Annotated in this window: 15 protein-coding genes and 1 riboswitch; all 15 genes read left to right on the top strand. The window is 51.8% G+C overall.

The features are described from left to right. The first annotated feature begins 8 nt into the window (after nucleotides 1-8). The 15 genes from RSX24_RS14290 (at nucleotide 9) to RSX24_RS14220 (ending at nucleotide 15,210) form a co-directional block, all read left to right on the top strand. Nucleotides 9-1,619 carry a spore germination protein gene (locus tag RSX24_RS14290; RefSeq protein ID WP_236420107.1) on the top strand — a complete coding sequence of 537 codons (1,611 nt, stop codon included), beginning with the start codon at nucleotides 9-11 and terminating at the stop codon, nucleotides 1,617-1,619. Nucleotides 1,620-1,721: 102 nt separating this feature from the next. Beyond that, nucleotides 1,722-3,053: a diaminopimelate decarboxylase gene (lysA, locus tag RSX24_RS14285; RefSeq protein WP_236419887.1), complete on the top strand. Its 1,332-nt coding sequence runs from the start codon at nucleotides 1,722-1,724 to the stop codon at nucleotides 3,051-3,053. 215 nt (nucleotides 3,054-3,268) lie between these two features. Beyond that, nucleotides 3,269-3,700 (top strand): peptidylprolyl isomerase, encoded by a 432-nt coding sequence (locus tag RSX24_RS14280; RefSeq protein WP_236419885.1) that lies wholly within the window; start codon nucleotides 3,269-3,271, stop codon nucleotides 3,698-3,700. A 242-nt stretch (nucleotides 3,701-3,942) separates the two neighbouring features. Then, entirely contained in the window at nucleotides 3,943-5,256 is a 1,314-nt protein-coding gene (locus RSX24_RS14275) for a hypothetical protein (protein WP_343260973.1), read from the top strand. Between the two features lie 181 nt (nucleotides 5,257-5,437). Continuing rightward, nucleotides 5,438-5,593: riboswitch (FMN riboswitch) on the top strand. A 371-nt stretch (nucleotides 5,594-5,964) separates the two neighbouring features. Beyond that, a complete protein-coding gene (ribD, locus tag RSX24_RS14270; RefSeq protein WP_339273294.1) occupies nucleotides 5,965-7,068 on the top strand; it encodes a bifunctional diaminohydroxyphosphoribosylaminopyrimidine deaminase/5-amino-6-(5-phosphoribosylamino)uracil reductase RibD in 1,104 nt (367 codons plus the stop codon). A 24-nt stretch (nucleotides 7,069-7,092) separates the two neighbouring features. Continuing rightward, nucleotides 7,093-7,761 (top strand): riboflavin synthase, encoded by a 669-nt coding sequence (ribE, locus tag RSX24_RS14265; RefSeq protein ID WP_343260972.1) that lies wholly within the window; start codon nucleotides 7,093-7,095, stop codon nucleotides 7,759-7,761. A 33-nt stretch (nucleotides 7,762-7,794) separates the two neighbouring features. Next, nucleotides 7,795-9,039 carry a bifunctional 3,4-dihydroxy-2-butanone-4-phosphate synthase/GTP cyclohydrolase II gene (locus RSX24_RS14260; protein ID WP_290371485.1) on the top strand — a complete coding sequence of 415 codons (1,245 nt, stop codon included), beginning with the start codon at nucleotides 7,795-7,797 and terminating at the stop codon, nucleotides 9,037-9,039. A gap of 86 nt (nucleotides 9,040-9,125) precedes the next feature. Then, nucleotides 9,126-9,593, top strand: a complete 468-nt coding sequence (ribH, locus tag RSX24_RS14255) for a 6,7-dimethyl-8-ribityllumazine synthase (protein WP_236419877.1) — start codon at nucleotides 9,126-9,128, stop codon at nucleotides 9,591-9,593. A gap of 104 nt (nucleotides 9,594-9,697) precedes the next feature. Beyond that, nucleotides 9,698-10,498: a segregation and condensation protein A gene (locus tag RSX24_RS14250; RefSeq protein WP_343260971.1), complete on the top strand. Its 801-nt coding sequence runs from the start codon at nucleotides 9,698-9,700 to the stop codon at nucleotides 10,496-10,498. Beyond that, complete coding sequence (gene scpB, locus RSX24_RS14245; protein WP_236419874.1) at nucleotides 10,467-11,144, top strand: SMC-Scp complex subunit ScpB; 678 nt, start codon at nucleotides 10,467-10,469, stop codon at nucleotides 11,142-11,144. Before RSX24_RS14250 ends, scpB begins: the two co-directional genes overlap by 32 nt. A 177-nt stretch (nucleotides 11,145-11,321) precedes the next feature. Continuing rightward, nucleotides 11,322-12,050: a DUF2953 domain-containing protein gene (locus RSX24_RS14240; protein WP_236419872.1), complete on the top strand. Its 729-nt coding sequence runs from the start codon at nucleotides 11,322-11,324 to the stop codon at nucleotides 12,048-12,050. 133 nt (nucleotides 12,051-12,183) lie between these two features. After that, the gene (ytfJ, locus tag RSX24_RS14235) at nucleotides 12,184-12,660 is read left to right on the top strand and encodes a GerW family sporulation protein (protein ID WP_343260970.1); all 477 of its coding nucleotides are present in this window, start codon (nucleotides 12,184-12,186) and stop codon (nucleotides 12,658-12,660) included. A 154-nt stretch (nucleotides 12,661-12,814) separates the two neighbouring features. After that, the gene (locus tag RSX24_RS14230) at nucleotides 12,815-13,993 is read left to right on the top strand and encodes a D-alanyl-D-alanine carboxypeptidase family protein (protein ID WP_343260969.1); all 1,179 of its coding nucleotides are present in this window, start codon (nucleotides 12,815-12,817) and stop codon (nucleotides 13,991-13,993) included. A 75-nt stretch (nucleotides 13,994-14,068) separates the two neighbouring features. Next, the gene (locus RSX24_RS14225; RefSeq protein WP_438286833.1) at nucleotides 14,069-14,671 is read left to right on the top strand and encodes a nucleoside recognition domain-containing protein; all 603 of its coding nucleotides are present in this window, start codon (nucleotides 14,069-14,071) and stop codon (nucleotides 14,669-14,671) included. Nucleotides 14,672-14,676: 5 nt separating this feature from the next. Next, nucleotides 14,677-15,210: a spore maturation protein gene (locus tag RSX24_RS14220; protein ID WP_290371481.1), complete on the top strand. Its 534-nt coding sequence runs from the start codon at nucleotides 14,677-14,679 to the stop codon at nucleotides 15,208-15,210. Nucleotides 15,211-15,220 lie beyond the last annotated feature (10 nt).

The raw sequence follows: 15,220 nt of genomic DNA, 5'->3' as shown, positions 1-15,220 counted from the left end.
CGGGGGACATGGCGGGCAAATCGCCTTACGAAATCCGGAAGGAGGAAGAAGAAAAGGCATACCTCGAAAAAAAACAGGATGAAATGTCCGACAGCGTCGAGGAATCGGTGCATTATTGGCAAAACAACGACGATATTTCCCCGCGTATGAACGACAACAAATATACGCTCAAACAAATCATGGGTCTCGGCGAGTCGTTCGACGTGAACCTTCGGGAGATGGTGATGGGCGGCAAACAGATCGGGCTGCTGATGCTGACCGGGTTCGCCAAGGATGAAATTCTGCTTGAGGTGTTGAAAAGATTGACGTATCTGTCGCCGGACCAAGTGTCCGGGCATGCACTCAAATCGTATTTCGATTGTTACGTTCCGCACATTCAAGTCGAGCGGGTCGAGAAAATGAGCCAGGTCATCAGCAAGGTCCTCATGGGCATGAGCGCCATGTTTGTCGAAGGAGACCGCTCCGCCCTTGTAATGGATACGCGGAATTATCCCGTAAGGTCTCCGGAAGAGCCTTCACTGGAAAGGGTGGTGCGCGGCTCGCGCGACGGTTTCACCGAAACGCTGTTAACCAACGTAACCTTGGTGAGGCGCAGAATTCGCGACCCCGGATTGAAATTCGAGCTCATGCAGGTGGGCCGCAGGACGCAGACCGACGTCTGCGTCGTGTATATCGACGATATTGTGGACAAAGTACAGGTCGATTCCGTCCGTGAAAAGATCAAGCGGCTTGACATCGAAGGCATTCCCGCAGCCGACAAGCAGTTGGAGGAGGCGATCATCAACAAAGGCTGGAACCCTTTTCCGCTGGTTCGTTACTCCGAGCGTCCAGATGTGACGGCCTCTCATCTGCTCGAAGGCAGGGTGGTCGTCTTTGTTGATACGTCGCCCAGCGTGATGATTTTGCCGACGACCTTTTTCGACCTTTGCGAACATGCGGAGGAGAACAGGCAAACGGCCTTTATGGGCACGTACTTGAGATGGGTGCGCTTTGCGGGTATTCTGATTTCCTTGTTCCTGCTGCCGCTGTGGTTGCTGATGGTCATCGAACCGTCCCTCAAGCCACCTGGCCTGGAATTCATCGGCCCGCAGCAGAACGCCAAGCTGCCGCTCATTCTTCAGTTCCTGCTGATCGAGCTGGGGGTCGACTTACTGAGGATGGCCGCAGTGCATACGCCGACACCGCTAGCGTCGGCGATGGGCTTAATCGCAGCCATTCTCATTGGAGACATTGCCGTAAAAACCGGTTATTTCGTCAATGAGGTCGTCCTGTACATGGCCATCGCGGCAATCGGCATGTTTGCGACGCCGAGTTATGAGCTCGGGCTAGCCAACAGGTTGGTCAGGCTGGTTTTGCTGGCGGCCGTCGCCATCTTCAAGGTGCCGGGCCTAGTAGTTGGAACAACGCTGCTTATTCTTGCGCTGACGCTTCGTCGTTCCTACAATTCCTCTTATCTGTGGCCGTTTATACCGTTTAATGCAAAGGCCTTCGGCAACTTTTTATTCCGCTTGCCACTTCTGGAAAGCAAGAAACGACCATCTTTCAATAAGGCGCGGGACAACACCAAAATGTCCCAGGACCCGGATGGTGAATTGCGGAAAAGTAAAAAACACAAATGATTTGCCGAAAAATCCATTTTTCTTTGCTCCGAATTTGGTATACTGGTTTAAAATCCTTGGAATAGTCACTGTTCCAGTATATAAAAGTGAGGAATGAAAAATATGCATTTGCACGGTACAAGTAAAATAAATGATCAAGGACATCTGGAAATCGGGGGCATGGACACCACCGTCATGAAAGAACAGTTCGGTACCCCGCTGTACATCGTGGATGAGCAGCTTGTTCGCCAGCGCTGCAGAGAGTACATGGATGCGTTCCGCGCTTCCGGATTGGGCTTCCAGGTTGCTTATGCAAGCAAAGCGTTCTGCGTGATGGCCATGTGTGCCCTTGCTGCGGAAGAAGGCCTTTCCCTCGACGTTGTGTCCGACGGCGAGCTGTTCACTGCACTGCAAGCAGGTTTTCCGGCTGAGCGCATTCACTTCCACGGCAACAACAAAACGCTGGAAGAGATCGAGATGGCTCTGGACGCCGAAATCGGCTGTTTCGTCGTCGACAATTTCAACGAACTGCATCTCTTGCAAGCGGTAGCGGCGGACAAAGGGCGCAAGGTGAACATTTTGCTGCGCGTCACTCCGGGCGTGGAAGCACATACACACGAGTACATTTCCACAGGCCAAACCGACTCCAAATTCGGATTCGATATCGGCAACGGAACCGCGTTTGAAGCGATCGAGCTGGCCTCGAAGCAATCCAATCTCGTTTTGCTTGGCGTGCATTCCCATATCGGTTCGCAAATTTTCGAGGTGGAAGGTTTTCAAATGGCGGTTCAACGCGTGGCTGAATTCGCCGCAAGCGTGTACGAGCGCCTGAATGTTGCGTTCAAAGTCGTAAACCTTGGCGGCGGTTTCGGGATCCGCTATATCGACGGAGATACTCCGCTTCAAGTCTCCCAATATGTTAAAGCGATCACGGATGCGGTTAAAAACCATTTTGCCCAAATCGGTTATGACGTGCCTGAAATCTGGGTAGAGCCAGGCCGCAGCATTGTCGGCGAAGCGGGAACGACCCTCTATACGGTGGGTACGAGCAAGGATATTCCCGGCGTGCGCAAATATGTTGCAGTCGATGGCGGCATGACCGACAACCCTCGTCCGGCGCTGTATGAGTCCAAATATGAAGCGATTTTGGCCAACCGCGCGAACGAAGCGTCCGAAGAGACCGTATCGATCGCCGGCAAATGCTGCGAGAGCGGTGACATGCTGATCTGGGATCTCGATTTGCCGAAAGTGCAAAGCGGCGATCTGCTGGCGGTATCCTGCACGGGTGCATACAACTATGCCATGGCAAGCAACTACAACCGGATTCGCCGCCCGGCGGTCGTATTCGTTAAGGATGGTCAAGGCGATGTCGTCGTTCGTCGCGAGAGCTATCAGGACATCATTCAAAATGACCTGGTTCCTGCGCGCCTCGGCAAACAGCCTGTAGTGCGTTAATTGCAGTTGAACTGAAATCGAAGGCAAAAAGAGAGAACTTGCGGGACGGTACCCACTTGTTCTCTCTTTCTTATTCTGGCGGGGAAAGAAAAAAAGTTTGTCCATTTTTTTGCGATGGAACGATTTTCGGTGTACACTAAGAAAAGTGCTTAGGGTTTGGCGAAAGCGGTCCTTGGCATCATGAATGCTGTAAATATGAAAGGAGTCATTTACATATGGCGAAACAAGCGAAAATCAAAATGGCAAACGGCGGAGAAGTCGTTATCGACCTGTTCGATCAAGACGCTCCAAACACGGTAGCAAACTTTGAGAAATTGGCGAACTCCGGCTTTTATAACGGTCTGGTATTCCACCGCGTCATCCCGGGCTTCGTAGCTCAAGGCGGATGCCCTAATGGAACAGGTACCGGCGGTCCTGGTTACACCATCAACTGCGAAATCAACCCGAACAAACACGAGCGTGGTACATTGGCTATGGCACATGCCGGCCGCAACACGGGCGGAAGCCAGTTCTATATCTGCTACCAACCGCAGCCGCATCTGGATGGCCAACACACGGTGTTTGGCAAAGTGGTTAAAGGCATGGAATTCGTTGATGCTTTCGAAGGCCGTGACAAAATGGAAACCGTTGAAGTGGTGGAAGCTTAATCCCCATTTTCATTTCAACTTAAGAGAGCCGTTTCGCGATATTTGCGAAACGGCTTTTTTTATAAAACAGCGGTATATAACGAACGCATCAAAATGAGTCGAAGTACCCCTATTTCCATTGATGGATGGGTGTGAAGCCTGCTGATCTTGTCCATCAATGATTCTATAATATAGAGTGAAGTAAGCAGGATATAAGAAGGCTTGATTGTATCGACGATTTTCCGAGGAAGGTGGTAAACACAATGGATGTAGTCCATCAGTTATGGCTTTTAAAGCAAGTATACAGTCAACGTACATATTGGGATGAGGAAGTAGAGGCATCTTGGCATCCTGTGCCGGGAACGATCGCAGAAACGGAGATGAAAGGGCTTGAGGCAGCAGGGCATTCCCCGAACCAATTCATGCGGCCGCAGCATGAGCAGACGATTGTCGCACTGAAAAAACTCGCCCAATCCTGGAACGTTGCCGAAGCAGCGCAAGCTTTTGTATCCTCCTTATGGTCCGCGCCGTTCATTTGGCGTTCGCTGCTAACGGGGAAGCTGCTCGCGGACGGAGTTCCGGAACATGAATATACCCCCTATCCGTCCTCAAGCATTTGCCAAATTTGCGGATTGAATGTGAATGAGGCAACGGATACAAGTCTGCAATGGTATTGGCGCATGACCAATGGAACGCCGCTGGACGGCAATCTATTCGGGCACGTGCTGGCACTGGAACAAATTGCTGAGGAAGATCAGATTCCGGCACCCAACGATTATGATCGCTGGACGTTTCGTGCCATACTGACCGTACTTCGCTCGCTGCCTCCCAAAACACGCTACAGCAAAGCGGCGCAAGCGCTTAAAAAGGAACGCCTTCTGCCTACGCGCAGCGAGTACGCTTACCGTGACCTGCTCGAGACGCTGGCGCTGATCGGTATACTGGATACGAAGGACTACCCTGGAATGGCCACGGAATTTACGACCTATGTCAAGCGCGACCAGCGGCCCAACATTCGGGTTGAAGTCCAGGCCCCGCTGGCGTGGTGGGATTCCTCCATCGGAATCAACGAACGTGTTTTGGCAAAGCTTTTTGAAGGGTTTGATCTTACTGATATATCTTTTGAGGAAAGGCCCGAACAGGACCCTGGCGTTAAGGAAACGGTGGTTGGAGCGTTCGAGCACAAAAGGGCGGCTCGGACTAGCGTCCCCAAAGCCTCCCCAGATGCCGGAAAAGGAGAAGCCAAGGCAGGGGATGTATACGCCATTCGCGTCAGGGAAGGATTGTGGATCACGGTGTATTGCCATCAAATTGAGGACAAGCGGGTCAAGGTCGAATATTTGGACGGGATCTACGAGGAGATGCCTCCCAAAGCAGAATTAAGCTTGTCGTTTCGTCCGAGAAGGGATGGGCGTTGGCAAAGCCTGGTAAGTGCGCTGGATTCGACAAGCTGGGTCAGACGGGTGGCAAGGGATGTGCCGTGCCCGGCATCTCGGATGCCGGAGCCTGAACGCGTTCCTTTTCAACGCGCAAAAGATTTGAAACATTTGGCAAGCTGGTGTTTTCCTGAAATTTAAACTGTCGCTCATCTCAGAGGTTGAATGGACCGCAATAGAGGAAGGAAAGGAGCCACAATCTGGTAACGGCTAAATGTCCTGCCAGTATTCATTGCTTATTAAAAGTTAGTATATGACAAAAAGGAATAAAAAACGATTGATTTTTTACCGTTAAAGTGCTAACATCCAAATTAACAAAACAACATTCCTTCGGGGCAGGGTGCAATTCCCTACCGGCGGTGATGCAGCGCACCACAATGATGAATGCTGCAAAGTCCGTGACCCGTTTGCCAAGGCAGACGGCTGATCTGGTGCGATTCCAGAACCGACAGTATAGTCTGGATGGGAGAAGGAGCGGATGCGGCCTATGGCCGCGTTTGGCAAAATGTTGCGCATGGTACTGTTCGTTATGCGAAAATGCAGACAGTTACGAGAATTTTTCTTGTGCTGCCTTCAACCATATGCGAAATGACTTTAGAGAAATCACTGCAGCTTTGACGGGGATTCTATCTTTGGGCATGTGTTGATTTTCACTTGCTTGAATCCGCAGAGCCTTTGTTTTCGGGTACCCATGTATCAACGTTCCATCCGCTAGCAGCAGCGGATCTCTCATCATCCCCATTGAACAGACTGTTCGATGGGGATTTTTTGGATTTTGCATGATTGGCTGAACGCAGCCTCATTGAACAGGCTATTCCTGACATATTAGACATAGCGGGGTGAACTGACTTGGAAATGATTAACGACGAATTTTATATGGCGCTTGCACTGGATATGGCAGAACGGGCGCAAGGACAGACGGGAATCAACCCGGTTGTAGGTTGTGTCGTTGTGAAAGACGGCCGCGTAGTCGGTCTCGGAAGTCATCTGAAGCGCGGCACGGGCCATGCGGAGGTTCATGCGCTGAATATGGCTGGCAGCGATGCGGAAGGAAGTACCGTTTACGTCACGTTGGAGCCGTGCAGCCATTATGGCAAAACTCCGCCGTGCAGCGAACGACTCATTCATGAAAAGGTGAAACGAGTCGTAGTATGCTGCGAAGATCCGAATCCGCAAGTATCCGGCAGAGGCATATCCATGCTTCGCCAGCAGGGCATTGAAGTAGAGGTCGGGGTTCTGCGCGAGCGTGGAAGACGACTGAACGAAAAATTCATCAAATATATTACGACAGGATTGCCGTTTGTCACGTTAAAAACCGCTTCCACGCTGGATGGAAAAATCGCAACCCGCAGCGGGGACAGCAAATGGATTTCCAATGAATCCGCGCGTGAGATCGTTCACGCCCTCCGCCACCGTCATCAAGGCATCATGGTCGGCGTCGATACGGTGATCGCAGACGACCCGGAACTGACGACACGCTTGCAGGTGGAAGGGATCAACCCGGTACGGATCGTGGTTGACTCGAAATTGCGTCTTCCTTTGACTTCCAAATTGGTAAAGGATGGATTGGCGCCGACCTGGGTACTGACAACCGATGAAGCAAGTCAAGAAGCGGCCGAACGGCTTGAAGCTTATGGCGTGGAGATCATTCGCTGCGGGCCCGGGCCGCGTGTGGATCTGTTGAACGCGCTCAGCAAGCTCGGAGAACGGGAGATCGGTTCGATTTTGCTTGAAGGCGGCGGCACGCTGAATGGTGCGATGTTAGAGGCTAAACTGGTGGATCGGCTGCTCATGTTCATTGCCCCCAAAATCGTTGGCGGATACGACACGCCAGGAAGCTTCCGCTTCGAGGGCGTCGAGCGTATGAGCCAGGCGATCCAGCTGTGCCAATTGGAAATCGAGCAAGTGGGGGATAATATCAGCATCGGCGGAATTCCGGTCTGGGCTGAATAACGTAATCAGGAAGGAGGCCGCAGCATGTTTACCGGCTTGGTGGAAGAAGTCGGCCACATCCGACGGATCGGTCGAAAAGGCGAAGCGATGGTGCTGAACGTTGGCGCTTCCCTCATTATGGATGACCTGAAAATCGGCGACAGCGTTGCCGTTAACGGCGTATGCCTGACTGCGACAACGCTTGAAGGCGGAGGTTTTACCGCTGACGTCATGCCGGAAACGTACCGTCACACCAACCTGGATAAGCTCCAGTCCGGCAGCAGGGTCAACCTGGAACGGGCCATGCAATCGGGGGGACGTTTCGGAGGCCATATCGTGCAGGGCCATGTGGACGGTACGGGTACGATTGTCCGAATGACGCGCGATCAGAATGCGGTTGTATTCGAAATTCATCCGGATGATCCAGGATTGTTCAAATATTTGATTCCGAAGGGTTCCGTCACTTTGGACGGGATCAGCCTGACGGTGGTTCAGACGATGCAAACGTCTTTTACGGTGTCGATCATTCCCCATACCATCGGGGAGACGGTGTTGAATTACAAAAAAACGGGCGACTCCATGAATATCGAATGTGACATTTTGGGGAAATACGTGGACCATTTACTCCAATACGGCAGAGGTATTCAGGCAGCGCCTTCTGAGAAACCACAGAGCATCAGCGAACAATTTTTGGCGAATCATGGATTCGCATGAAAGATATAGACGACAGAACCGGGAGGTGGAATGATGTCCGATCAATCCATACTGGACACCATTGAGGAAGCAATCTACGATCTCATGCGAGGCAAACCGGTTATCGTGGTAGATGACGAGGACCGGGAGAATGAAGGAGACTTCATCGCCTTGGCGGAGAAAGCAACGCCTGAAGTGATTAATTTCATGATTACGGAAGGCCGCGGGCTTGTCTGCGTGCCGATTACGCAACAACGGGCAGATGAGCTCGACTTGAAGCCGATGGTGCAGCAAAACACCGATTTCCACGGCACGGCCTTTACCGTTTCGGTCGATCATACAGACACCACGACAGGCATTTCGGCGCATGAACGTTCCATTACGGTTAAAGGACTGATCGATCCGAATGCCAAAAGCGGCGATTTCCGAAAGCCGGGACATATGTTCCCGCTCATCGCCAAGGATGGGGGCGTGCTGCGTCGTGCAGGGCATACCGAAGCCGCGGTAGATCTGGCCATCATGTGCGGCGCTTATCCTGCGGGCGTCATCTGTGAAGTCATCAAGGAAGATGGCACGATGGCGAGACTGCCCGACCTGCAAGAAATTGCCCGCAAGCATGATTTGAAGCTGATCAGCATTCAGGATATGATCAAGTATCGCAACGAAAAAGAAAAGCTGGTTCAGCGCGAGGTAGCCGTACGCATGCCTACCGACTTCGGCGAATTCCAGGCAGTTGCTTATACCAATGCGGTGGATAATAAAGAGCATGTGGCTCTGGTCAAGGGTGAAATCGACTCTTCCAAGCCTGTATTGGTAAGGGTGCACTCGGAGTGTCTGACAGGCGACGTATTCCACTCCCATCGCTGCGATTGCGGACCACAGTTCGATGCGGCCCTCAATCAGATCAATGAGGAGGGCAACGGGGTTCTTCTCTACATGCGCCAGGAGGGCCGCGGAATCGGGTTGATCAATAAATTGAAGGCTTACAAACTGCAGGAGGAAGGTTTGGATACGGTCGATGCCAACCTGAAACTTGGTTTTGCGGCAGATTTGCGTGATTACGGCATCGGAGCGCAAATCCTGAAGGATCTGGGCGTGCGCCAAATCAGGCTGCTTACGAACAATCCTCGCAAAATCAAAGGCCTTGAAGGCTACGGACTCGAAGTCGTTGAACGCGTGCCGATCCAGATGCAGGAGAACGAGGACAATACGGCTTATTTGCACACGAAACAAGCGAAGCTGGGCCACATGCTCAAATTCGACGACATCGAGCAAAATGAGGAAAAGAACGAAATTTAATTGCAGCAAGCCAGAAAACGGGAAAAATCACGGCTGCGCCAGCGGCGGCGGCACAATATGAAAAACAATTTTGGGGAGATGACAGCATGCCTAACATTTTTGAAGGACATTTAGTATCCGAGGGATTAAAATACGGAGTCGTTGTAGGTCGTTTTAACGAATTCATCACGAGCAAACTGCTGAGCGGAGCGCTTGATGCGTTCAAACGCCATGGCGTAAAAGACGAGGAGATCGATGTAGCCTGGGTACCGGGCGCATTCGAAATTCCGCTGATTGCCCAAAAAATGGCCGAAAGCGGCAAATACGACGCCGTGATTACGCTGGGCACGGTCATTCGGGGCTCAACCACCCATTATGATTATGTTTGCAACGAAATGGCCAAAGGGGTTGCGGCGATCAACCTCAAAACAGGCGTACCTACGATCTTTGGCTTGGTAACGACGGAGAATATCGAACAGGCCATCGAACGTGCCGGAACCAAAGCCGGGAACAAAGGATGGGATGCGGCTACGGCGGCAATTGAGATGGCGAACTTGACGAATCAGCTAAAATAGTGCTTAGTTAATGTAGTGCCCTGCTTTGCGCAGACGAAAACGGGAGACCGGATTTCGGCGGCTTAGCGGGGTTTTGTATTTTTTTTTGCAGGAGGATTCGTTTCGTGACGGTAGTTACCTACAAACTGGAGACCTTTGAAGGGCCGCTTGATCTGCTGCTGCACTTGATCGACAAGGCCGAAATTGATATCCAGGATATCCCCATCAGCGATATTACGGACCAATACATGGCATATTTGCATTCTATGCAGGAGCTGGAGTTGGATATTACGAGCGAGTTCCTTGTCATGGCAGCGACACTGCTGTCCATCAAGAGCAAGCTGTTGCTGCCGAAACCGCCGCTGATCGAGGACTTCGAAGATTATGATTATGGGCAGGACGATGATTATGATCCACGTGCTGAATTGGTTGCACGTCTGATAGAATATCGCAAATACAAAGGCATTGCGCGGCATCTTCATGAACGGGAATGGGAGCGCAGCCTTATTTTCTCGAAAGAGCCTGAGGATCTGCGCCCGTACATGCCTTTGGAGACCGAATCGAACCCGGTGGAGGGATTGCATGCGGCCGACCTGATTGCAGCTTTTCAACGTGCCCTGCGCAAGGCGGAGAAGCGAACGACGGTAGCCCGGATTCAGCGTGATGAAATTTCGGTCAAAGACCGGATTCGGGACGTGGTACAGGTTTTTAAGAAGCTGGAGCCGGGAGGCAGGATGCTGTTCTCCGGATTGTTGGAGGGACAGACGTACCGCCATGAAATTGTCGTGACGTTTCTGGCGGTGCTTGAGCTGATGAAGATGAAACAAATTGTCTGTTACCAGGAGCGGACATTTGAGGACATTGTGATGGAGTGGAGAGGGGAAGCAAGGAATCATGGATTTTCCGAAATTGAAGTCGATTATTGAAGGCCTGTTGTTTCTGTCCGGGGAGGAAGGCCTGAGCATCAAACAAATCTCTGAAATCGTGGACGTATCGGAAGAACGGATATCGGATGCCATCGAAGAGATGAAAACGGAATTTGCGGAGCATGGCAGAGGCGTGCAAATTTTGAAAATTGCAGGCATGGTTCAATTGGGGACACTGCCCGAACATGCTGTCTATTTCGAGAAACTGGCCTACTCGCCGGCACGAACGACCCTTTCCCAAGCGGCACTCGAAACGCTCGCCATCGTTGCATATCGCCAGCCGATTACGAGGGTGGAGATTGAGGAGATTCGCGGCGTAAAGTCGGAGAGGGCCATCCACACCCTGGTGAACAAGGATCTGATCGTGGAAGTGGGACGCGCTGAAGCGATCGGGAGGCCTATTCTGTATGGGACGACGAGAGCTTTTTTGGATTACTTTGGCTTGGGTTCGCTCAGCGAATTGCCTGAGCCGGGGCTGTTTGAAGATACGGACAATCTGGAAGAAGAGACCCAGATGCTGTTTGACAAGCTGGATGCGCAGCAATCCGAGCTCGATAGCCTGGAGCAGAGCATGGAAGAAGGAACGGAAACATCGAATGATCGGAGCGATGCGGAAAACGAGCCCGATATGAAAGAATCGGATTAACGAACGAAGCAAACCAATTAAAAATGGCGGCAATATTGGATCGGCTCCAGCACTGGAGCCTTTTTTTTATGCGAAAACCTTTTTCGTGCAGCGGGATTTTAACGTGTCCAGTGAATTTTTTCCTATTTGCGGTGCATACTAAACTGGAAAAGAATCGAGGGCTTGGAGGTAAGGCCTGTGTTAATTTGGCTCGGAGGAATCGGTGCGGCGGTCGTGCTGCTGCTTGCTGCAGTTCTCGTCTCGAATGTTCATATCCACGTCTCATTCAGTAAACATAAGAGCGATGATTTTGCCCGATTCAACGTACGGCTCCTATATGGTCTGATCCGCTTGAATTATGAGATCCCCTCCATCGTTTTCAAGAATATGAAGGAAGGCTTTCTTGTGAAAACGGAGCAGAGAGCGAACACGACCCGTAACGAAAATAAAGGAAGCGAGCGGGTAAACAAACGCAAAATCGAAAAATGGAGCGACGATGTCAGCGTCATGCTTAGAAGTACGGCTGAATTAAAACAATGGATCAGGCAAACGCTGGAACGAGTACATATGATTCGATTTATTTGGACAACCCGGGTCAGTCTGGGGGACGCAGCGCATACGGCGATGCTCACAGGCTGGTTATGGGGGGTCAAATCCGGTATCGTTGGTTTTTTGTCTTACCAGATCCGCTTCGATCAGCCGCCTCAATTGGACATTATTCCCGAGTGGAGTGACGAAATGGAGTTCCGCACGGATTTGGATTGCCGTATGAAAATAAAAATATGGTCGATCGTTGTTGCAGGCATAAGGCTAACGACCAGAGTCCTTGTTGTTCGGGGAGGATGGCGTATGTGGATGAGGCTGTTAAAGCAGCGGAGACACGGCCAACGGAGAGTAAACCGGCAACGGGGAGATTCCCGGGTATAGCGAACATGCCTGTAAAATACAGGAGGAAGTGCATTCATATTCACCCAATTGATGCTGTACATAAGTTCATCTGGGTCTGGAGAGAATAGGGTTAGGCTGAACCTAGTTCAAAATGAAAGTGGAGGGAATCAAAATGTCCGATCATCCAATACAAGGTTTAATGGAAACTGCAATGGAAAACATCAAGGCGATGGTGGATGTCAACACGATTGTTGGCGATGCCGTCGAAACGCCGGATGGAACCGTCATCTTGCCCATCAGCAAGGTAGGCTTCGGTTTTGCTGCGGGCGGGAGCGATTTTAATGTGAACGGCGACCGATCGCACAGCTCTAATTCCGGAACCAAAACGGAGCATGCACAATCTGCGACAGTTGCTTCACCGTTTGGCGGAGGCAGCGGCGGAGGCGTCTCCATCCGTCCGATCGCGTTTCTGGTCGTGGGCAAGCAAGGCGTTCATATCGTGCCGCTGGACAACTCCACGCATCTGTTCGAGAAGATCATCGATTCCGCACCTCACATGCTGGATCGCATTCAGAGCATGATTCGCGGCAACACGGACGAGGAGCATACCCGGGTAACGGTTACGTCGGAAGGCACAGCGTATAATTAATACCCTTGATTCAAGGCATGGCTTGATTTAAAACAGTGCCCTGTCGCAGCTTCGGCCGCGGCAGGGATTTTTGCTGTATTTTAAGGGATGGGACATACTTCATGTGGACAAAACATAGGCTAGTACAAGATTCCAAGTACCCGGAGGAATGAACATGCGAAATGGATTAAAAGTGATTGTGTTAATACTTATCCCCCTGCTGGCATGGCCGTCATGGATTCGAGCGGAGATGGCCGCAGAGCTGTCCAAACCGTCGACGCACGCGGAGAGCGCAGCGCTGATCGATGTGACTTCCGGGCGGATTTTGTTCAGCAAGGAGGGGGATAAACAGATGCGGATCGCCAGTTTGACCAAAATCATGACCGCAATCGTGGCGATCGAAAACGGGAAGCTGGATGACAAAGTCAAGGTGAGTGCAGCCGCATTCGGCAAAGAAGGCTCCTCCATATACCTCAAGTTGGGAGAGGAAATGTCGCTCGAAAACATGTTGTACGGCTTGATGCTCCGGTCGGGAAATGATGCGGCCACGGCCATTGCGGAGCATGTGGGCGGTTCGGAAGAAGGGTTCGTGCTGATGATGAACCAAAAAGCGGAGGAAATCGGATTAAGGGGCACGCATTTCATGAATCCGCATGGATTGGACGCCGATGGGCATTATTCTACCGCGAGCGATATGGCCCGCTTGACGGCATATGCGCTGCAGAACCCGGTTTTCAAGCGGATTGTGGCCACCGAACAAAAATCTGCCCCGAACCCGAATGAGAGCTGGGATTATTCGTGGCATAACAAAAACAAGATGCTCCGATTGTACGAAGGGGCCGACGGCGTCAAAACGGGGTATACCAAAAAGGCATTCCGGTGCTTGGTCAGTTCGGCCACGCGCAATGGGCAGCAGCTTGCTGCCGTTACCTTGAATGACGGCGACGACTGGAACGACCATGCTCGCATGCTGGACTTCGGATTTAAACATTTCCCGCTGGTTGAGATTGCCAAGAGGGAACAACAAGTGGAAGGAACCGATGTGATTACAGGTCGCAGCTTCAAATATCCGCTTGCGGAGGGCGAAAAAGGAGCTTTGAACAAACGTCTTGTGCTGCAGAGCCAACCGAAGTCTGGAGGAGAGGGGGCATCTTCCGATCCGGCATTTGGTCTGGCGGGCCGCATTCAGATCGAACTCGAGGGGCGACAGATCGGTTCGATTCCGGTCTATCGCAAAGGCAGCTATATTCCCAAGGAGCCGCAGCTGGACGATGCCGCTTTTGCAGAAGAAACCGGATCCAAGGCCTGGTCGTCGGCATGGAAAGCCGTGATTAGCCGATTGTTGTCCCCGTGATATGGTGCAAGCCAGCAAAACGAAAATCGTTTTTGGAAAGGAGGCCAGCTTGTGATTAATATCATTTGGCTGCTGATGATTGTGACGGGATTTGCGTTTGCAGCCGCTAAAGGCAATATTGAAGTGGTTACCCAGGCGGCATTCGATGGGGCGGCAACGGGCGTCACGGTATGTTTGGGACTGATCAGCGTGCTCGTCTTCTGGATGGGCATGATGAAAATGGCGGAGGATGCCGGATTGCTCGGCAGAATCGCGAAATTGTTAGGCCCTGTCGTCGCGTTCCTGTTTCCGGACGTGCCTCGCAATCATCCGGCAATGGGATATATCCTGTCCAATATGAGTGCCAACTTGCTGGGACTGGGGAATGCGGCAACCCCGATGGGCATCAAGGCGATGCAGGAGCTGCAGGAGCTTAATCCGGACAAACAGACGGCTTCTCCGGCCATGTGCACGCTGCTGGCATTGAATACGGCAAGCATAACGATTATTCCGACCACGCTCATCGCGATCAGGCTGAATTATCATTCGGCGAACGCGACCGAGATTGTAGGCACAACGTTGATGGCCACCGTGATCGCGACTGTGGCTGCTCTCGGGGCGGATCGATGGTACAGGAGAAGAGCGATGAAAAGACCGCCAAACGTGCATTCAGGCGGCAAACCACTCATGAAAGGATGAGTCTTGTGTTAACCTTCATCAACTGGATTTCGGTCTGGGCCATTCCGGTTATCATCGCGTTTATACCATTATATGCGTTCGCCAAAAAGGTACCGGTTTATGAATCCTTTGTTGATGGAGCCAAAGAGGGATTCGGAACGGCGATCAGCATCATTCCGCATTTGGTGGGCATGATGGTAGCCATCAGCGTGTTTCGCGCTTCGGGTGCGCTCGATTTCGTCATCAGCCTGATCGCCCCGCTGTTTTCCTGGATGGGGGTCCCGGGCGAAGTGCTGCCGCTGGGCATTTTGCGCCCGCTGACCGGCACGGGATCACTTGCTTTTACGACAGATCTGATCAAAACCTATGGGCCCGACTCCATGATTGGCAGAATGGCTTCGACCATCCAGGGAAGCACGGACACGACGTTGTATGTGTTGACCGTCTATTTTGGAGCGGTGGGCATACGAAATGGCCGGTATGCTCTCAAAGTGGGGCTCTTTTCCGACGTTGTCGGATTCATCGCTGCGCTTGCCATCTGTTTGATTGTGTTTGGTTAAAAAATGTTGC

It is taken from the genome of Paenibacillus hubeiensis, assembly GCF_032334105.1.
Taxonomy (GTDB): Bacteria; Bacillota; Bacilli; order Paenibacillales; family Paenibacillaceae; genus Paenibacillus; species Paenibacillus hubeiensis.
The sequence above is the reverse complement of the archived record's forward strand: the minus strand, read 5'-3'. Positions and strand labels throughout refer to the sequence as shown.